Below are 6,330 nucleotides of genomic sequence, written 5' to 3' on the forward strand. Positions count from 1 at the left end.
GATCGCAGCGTTGCCGAGCAGTCCAAGAACTATCGGTACTCCACCGCCCACCAGGTCGTCATCGACGCTGACACCCGTGTGGTCGTGGTAGTCGGCCGGCCCGTGCCCGGCAACCGTCATGACTCACGTGGCTGGGAGGAGTCCCGCGCTAGGGACGCCGTCGGCCACACCATGACCTTGCCGACGGCGGCTACCAGGGCACCGGACTCGTCATCCCGCACCGCCGCACCAAGGGCAAGGAACTCCCGGCTTGGAAGGAGGAACACAACCGCTCCCACAAGCGAGTTCGGGCGCGCGTCGAGCACACCTTCGCCCGCATGAAGGGCTGGAAGATCCTCTGCGACTGCCGCCTGAAAGGTGACGGCGTCCGCCACGCCATGCTCGGCATTGCCCGCCGGTACAACCTCGCCCTGACAGCTCCCAACATCGCCCAGCTCTGGGTGGAGTTCACTACCCTTCTGGAGCCCGATCCGAGCCATTTTCATACGGGGAGTTGAAATGGCAACGATTCGGGGCCGGCTGTCACCCGGATCAATTAGTCAAGCTGGTGGGACGAAGCCAATTGACAAGATATCCAACCCGCGTAGGCTTCAACTAAGGCCATCCTGTGCTTCGCCTTCATCGCAGGCGGGGCGAGCGGCGAACATCAATTCAGCATACGCGTGCGCAGTAGTTCATATTCTTCCAACATCAGTGCGCCCGCAGGCACGCCAGCGCCGACAGTAAGGATGCCCCTGTCGGCGTGTTCATTTCGGCGGGAATCTCATGAGTCACGCAGCTCCAGAATCTAATTCAAATGAATCGATAGCGATTCAGTCTTATCAGGCCTGCCAAGTATACGGCGCCTACGAGAGGATCTACCAGGAGTCGGTACGCCGTGGCCTGACACCAGAGAAGGCCCACTATGTCGCGTCCAGAGCCACAGTCGATGATCCCTTTGTTCTGCGCACCGGTATTTCTCCCGAAATATTCCGGCGTATTTACCAGTCCCCGGACATGCGCATTGAAGTGCGATGGGTCTGTGGGCTTCCAGAGCCTCTGGCCCGGGCGAGAGCGGTGGCGAACAGGGGGCCGACCATCGACCCCGCGTCTGACATGGTGGTACGGCGGCCCCCGGGCGAGATCTTCATTGACCAGCTGGACACTCTGAAATACCAGCCTCTCAGCCTCATCGGATTCGGCATCGGCATGCTGAAGTACCCGGACGACCCGTCGCTCACCCCAAAAGAGCGCTGGGATAACCGCGAAAGGCGACTTCAGATCGGGCAGATATGGGGAACGGCGGGTGACATCGCCACCGGCATGATCCCGCCGCGCGATGTCGAAGAAGCCCACGACAGCCGGCGCTACGATGCCCCCAACAGTCAGCGGCACCCGTATGTATTCGGGGAGATGAAAACGGGGGATCCTGTTCCGATACCCGGACCGCCGCCCGCTGCTCCGGGCAAGGTCAGTCCGACGGGGCAGGCCTCAGAAAAGATGGAGGAGCGTGACTCTTCTGAGAGAGAAGGACCTTCGGTCCCGGACGCCGGTCCCCGGGACGCTGGCACCAGGGATTCCGGCGGCAGGGATGCAGGCTCAGGCCTGACACCCGCTCCGGCTGCTGCCGAAATGGACATGCTCGCCGTTTTCGACGACCTGCCCCCGCTGCCTCCCGATGCCACGGTGCTCGCTCCGGCGGAACAGGACCCGGGTGTGATCCAGGGCGCTCCGGAAGCCGGCCACGGGACGGAACTGCACGAACAGCAGTTCCCTGAGCTGCCCAGGTCGGCTCCCGGGGAAGGGGTGGTCTGACCGCCACCCGTAAATCGACTCACGCACGGACGAACAGAGAAGACAACTGATCATGACCAGGCCATACGATCGCCGGCCCGCGCGCCCGTCGGCCCCGCCGCCGCGCGGAACGGGTTCGCGTACACGGGACACAGGGTCCGCACCTCCCGCGCTGTTCGGAGAGATCGTCGGCGAGGCGATGTCCCGCAACGATAAATCACACAAATCCCTGATCGATCGCGTCGAACGTCCTCTCGCATCCGAGAGAGGATTCCGAGAGAGAGGACAGGCCCCGCAGTTTGATCCGAAACGCAGCCGGGCGATCATGGAAGCGATGGATGCCTCGCGAGGTGACCAGGGGTCCTTCGTCGAGAAGGTACTTGAGGGCATCCTGCGCCGATCCGCCGGGGAGACGCAGTCCGAACCGGAGAAGCAGAGGTCTCCGGAAGGAGCAAAGGCAACGGGGGAAGCGGACGCAGTACAGTTCGCCTCATTCTTCGCGGGCAGCAGTGACGATCGCCCAGGCGGCACCGATACGGACGATGACAGCGGTGCGCTGGAATGGCCACTACCGGATGATCTCCCGCCGAACTTCGGCCCGGACGACCCGGGGACCCTCGACGACACGTCAGCCCCCGTGGCCGAATTCGAGTACACGCCCACCGCATACGCCGGGTCCGCCGAAGTCGCCGCCCACAGCGCCGAGTCCGACAGCGACTTCATCGCTCCCGGGACGCCCGATCCCGGATACTCGGACCTCGCCGCATCCGGATTTGCGGAGGCCGGCTACGCGGAAGCCCCCTATATGGAGGCCGGCTCTACGGATCCCGGCGCCGGGTACGCCGCACACGAGGGCCCAGGATACGGAGACGCCGCATATGGCGCCGACTCCCTTGACTCCGGCCCTGACTCCGGGCTCGGGTCCGGCGGATACGACGGGTTCGGGGACTTCGGCGGGTACGGAGCAGACAACGGGTTCGCAGACGCCGGCGGGTACGCGGATTCCAGCTTCGCCGCCGCTCCGCCCGATGTCGGCGACGCGGCTCCACCGCCGAGTGCGGGCTTCGGCTGACATGGGGTGATGGCCATGGCTCAGCAGACCAGCCGGGAACAGGTGGAGGAGATGCGCCGCCGAGCCAGTTCGCTTTACCACGACAAGCAGTACGCGGAAGCGGAACCTCTCTACCGGCAGCTCATCGACATTCCGGGCTGGGAGGCCGAGGGGTACTACGGCCTGGGCATGCTCGCCGTAGCCGCCCGCAATTTCGGCATCGCCGATGAGCGACTCCAACACGCGATACTTCTCGACCCCAAGCACCACAAAGCCAGGAGAGCTTTGGGCATCATTGCCCGCAAACGGAATGACACAGCCGAGGCCCGCAGGCAGTTCGAGGCTGCCGCCGCGCTCGGAAACCCGGATGCGGCCCGCGAGCTGCGACTGCTCGACCACCAAACCGCCACCCAGGGCCGCAGCAGCCCGCCCCGCAGCGTGCCGGCACCGCAACAGACAGCCCCCCGCCCCGGGCCGGTATCGGCGGCCCCGGCTCCGCAGCGGCAGGTGCCGGAGCCGTTTCCGCCCGAAGCCAGAAGGCGCGGCCGTACCCGTATCGAGGGCACCGTGCGGTACTTCGGCCAGCGCCAGCTCCCCCCTCAGGCACGCGGACAGCCGCCCGTGCTCATCTGGCGGTTCCGGGTGAACGTCGAGACCGGAGATGGCCGGCTCCTGCAGGCCCAGGTAGAAATGAGGTCCTGGTACTTCAAGAGTGAGATTCGCGACGGCGATTGGGTCACCCTGGTAGGCAAATGGAACAGGTCCGGGCTCTTCATCGCGACCAGGGCGCACAACCGGAGAACGGACTCCCAAGTGCTCGGCCGTCGACTGTGACCACGCAACGAGCACGTTGCCCCGGTTCACCCCAACCGCCGCATCGCCGGCTGTCCCGCGTGCGCACGGTGCGACTCACGAACCAGGACTACTGCGCTTGCCGATCAAGCCCCGATACAGGGCCGCGCGTTCCTCTGGACTCTTCGCCTTTGCCCATTCGGTCTTCCAGTCCTTCTCCAGGCCCTTCAGCCTCTGGACCCAGTCACCGAACTCTTGCAGGTCGACATGGCGCTGGTTCGAGCTGAGGGGGGCTTTGTTCTTTCGGGGTTCGGCCCCCCCCCATTACCTTTTTGGTGGCCCGCAACGGGGCTACCGGCCTCCGGGCCCGGCATGACTTCCCCCCCCTTGTTAACCATGATCCGGGGGGTGGTGTCACCGAGCCCGGAGGCACTGACTGACCGCTGATTAGGGGCACGACCACCGACTCTTCGCAGGTCGGGAGGCTCTTCGTAATGTGGATGTGGCGATCGGTGCCGTGGACGAGGCCGGGCAGAAGCACGACCGGAGGATGCACGTGATCGAGACCGGCGACATCGACGTCTATCTCGGCCTGGACGTTGGCAAGGGCGAACACCACGCCACCGCCGTCACCCCGGCCGGGAAGAAGGCGTTCGGCAAACGCCTGCCCAACACCGAGCCCAAGCTCCGCGAGCTGTTCGCGAAACTCCAGGCCAAGCACGGAACGGTGCTGGTCGTGGTCGACCAGCCGGCCTCGATCGGAGCCCTGCCCCTGGCGGTGGCCAGGGACATGGGCTGCCCCGTCGCCTACCTGCCCGGCCTGACGATGCGGCGGATCGCCGACCTCTATCCCGGTGAGGCCAAGACCGACGCGAGGGACGCGTTCATCATCGCCGACGCCGCCCGCGCGATGCCTCACACGCTGCGCTCGGTCGACCTCGAAGACGAGACGATCGCCGAGCTGGAGATGATCGTCGGCTTCGACGACGACCTGACCGGTGAGGCCACCCGCGTCGCGAACCGGCTTCACGGCCTGCTCACCCAGATCCACCCGTCCCTGGAGCGGGTGCTGAGCCCGCGGTTGCAACACCCGGCCGTCCTGGCCCTGCTGGAGCGATTCGGGTCACCGGCCCAGATCCGCAAGGCAGGCCGCCGACGGCTGATCACGCTGCTGCGGCCGAAGGCACCGCGGATGGCCGAGCGCCTGGTCGAGGACATATTCACCGCGCTGGACGAGCAGACTGTGGTGGTTCCCGGCACCGAAGCGGCCGTGCTGATCGTCCCGAGCCTGGCCGGCTCGCTCGCCGCCGTCCTCGACCAGCGCAAGCTCTTGGCCGGGCGGATCGAGGAACTGCTGGAGGCCCACCCTCTTTCCCAGGTCCTGATCTCGATGCCGGGCGTCGGGGTCAGGACCGGAGCCAGGATCCTTATCGAGGTCGGCGACGGCAGCAGTTTCCCCTCCGCCGCCCACCTCGCCGCCTACGCCGGACTCGCCCCGGCAACCCGCAACTCGGGCTCTTCGATCCGAGGCGAACAGCCATCCCGAAGAGGGAACAAACAGCTCAAACGGGCCTTCTTCCTCTCCGCGTTCGCAGCCCTGGGCGACCCTGCCTCCCGGGCCTACTACGACAAGAAGATCGCCCAGGGCAAACACCACACCCAGGCCCTCCTCTGCCTCGCAAGACGGCGGGCCGACGTCCTCTTCGCGATGCTCCGCGACGGCACCTTCTACGAACCCCAACCCGCCAGGTCAGGCTGAATTGCCGAGAGCCCGCCGTGCTTCAGTCCACAGCCGCTCGAACTCCTCCGCGGAGATCTCGGCCGCCTGGGACTGGTCCTGCCAGCCGTCCATGGGGCCTTCGGCGAGAACGCCGAACTGCCGTTCATAGCGGGCCATCGCCGCGAGATCCTCTCGATCACGCAAGTGCAGGACCTCTTCCAGAGAGGCCGCCGTCACTGGCCGCGAGTCATGCCCTCGGACCTCGACCTGTCGGGCTGCCCAGCCTTCGTCATCTGCCTCGAAGTACAGCCACAGATCTTCGTCCTCGTAGTAGGTCCGGAACCAGGTCGTCATGCCGCAAATCCTGGCCCACGACCTTGACCAAAGAGATAGGGGCACCCCCCCCGGCCCGGCGGTCTCGATACCGACCTGTAGTGCCCCGTCGCGCTTGCGGGTCGGCGGCTTGTATACGCGACTTCTTGGTGTGGTGTCAGTGGCGGTGAGAGTCGGTGGGTGATGCTCTGGGCGTGGTGTTGTGGGGCTGGTCAGGGGTTGGGGTGGGTGGGTTGGCCGCTGTCATGGGGTGAGAGATTGGGAGGCGGGATCGCTGTGGTGGGACTCTATTTCCTGTCAGTTGATGCGGTCTCAGGGTCGAGGTTCTTATCCGTTGAGGTGGGCCCCGGTCACCGAACAGCGCGCAGGCGCACCCACCACGCCCGCACGGCCGTCGGGGTCCCAACGTGGCCGTGGCTGGTGTCCGCTCCGGAGGTCAAGGCGTTGGGGAAGTTGTGGGACGGTGCCCTGGACGCCCAGCACGCCTTCGGCGACCTCGAGGGGCACCGGCCCGCGTTCCTGGGCGTGCACGATGCCGTCGCGTACCGAGCGGAGCTGTCGGTGCGCGTCGACGAGCGCGTCCTGCTCTACCCGTCCACACGCTTCGTCACCGAACCCCAGCTCGTCGCGCTGACCGGCGACGGCGCCCGGCTCGGTGAAC

5 protein-coding genes and 2 pseudogenes are annotated in these 6,330 nt (G+C 66.1%); 6 read left to right on the plus strand and 1 reads right to left on the minus strand.

All coding sequences use genetic code 11. The features are described 5' to 3' along the window. The 5 genes and pseudogenes from ACFTZL_RS39135 to ACFTZL_RS39155 all read left to right on the plus strand — a co-directional run. A pseudogene (locus ACFTZL_RS39135) lies at positions 1 to 413 on the plus strand (transposase family protein); the annotation flags it as partial. 352 nt (positions 414 to 765) lie between these two features. Continuing rightward, positions 766 to 1,794, plus strand: a complete 1,029-nt coding sequence (locus ACFTZL_RS39140) for a hypothetical protein (RefSeq protein ID WP_382593534.1) — start codon at positions 766 to 768, stop codon at positions 1,792 to 1,794. A gap of 178 nt (positions 1,795 to 1,972) precedes the next feature. Further along, positions 1,973 to 2,845 carry a hypothetical protein gene (locus ACFTZL_RS39145; RefSeq protein ID WP_382593537.1) on the plus strand — a complete coding sequence of 291 codons (873 nt, stop codon included), beginning with the start codon at positions 1,973 to 1,975 and terminating at the stop codon, positions 2,843 to 2,845. Positions 2,846 to 2,860: 15 nt separating this feature from the next. Continuing rightward, positions 2,861 to 3,658, plus strand: coding sequence for a tetratricopeptide repeat protein (locus ACFTZL_RS39150; protein WP_382593539.1), 798 nt, complete (start codon positions 2,861 to 2,863; stop codon positions 3,656 to 3,658). A gap of 508 nt (positions 3,659 to 4,166) precedes the next feature. Beyond that, positions 4,167 to 5,375, plus strand: a complete 1,209-nt coding sequence (locus ACFTZL_RS39155; RefSeq protein ID WP_382593545.1) for an IS110 family transposase — start codon at positions 4,167 to 4,169, stop codon at positions 5,373 to 5,375. Here ACFTZL_RS39155 and ACFTZL_RS39160 read toward each other — a convergent pair. Then, the gene (locus ACFTZL_RS39160; protein ID WP_382593542.1) at positions 5,367 to 5,690 is read right to left on the minus strand and encodes a hypothetical protein; all 324 of its coding nucleotides are present in this window, start codon (positions 5,688 to 5,690) and stop codon (positions 5,367 to 5,369) included. The two genes, ACFTZL_RS39155 and ACFTZL_RS39160, sit on opposite strands and share 9 nt — an antisense overlap. Before the next feature lie 399 nt (positions 5,691 to 6,089). On the opposite strand from ACFTZL_RS39160, the pseudogene ACFTZL_RS39165 reads away from it, so the two are divergent. Next, positions 6,090 to 6,330 (plus strand): annotated as a pseudogene (locus tag ACFTZL_RS39165) (hypothetical protein); the annotation flags it as partial.

Source organism: Streptomyces sp. NPDC056948, assembly GCF_042674225.1.
Classification (GTDB): Bacteria; Actinomycetota; Actinomycetes; order Streptomycetales; family Streptomycetaceae; genus Streptomyces; species Streptomyces purpurascens.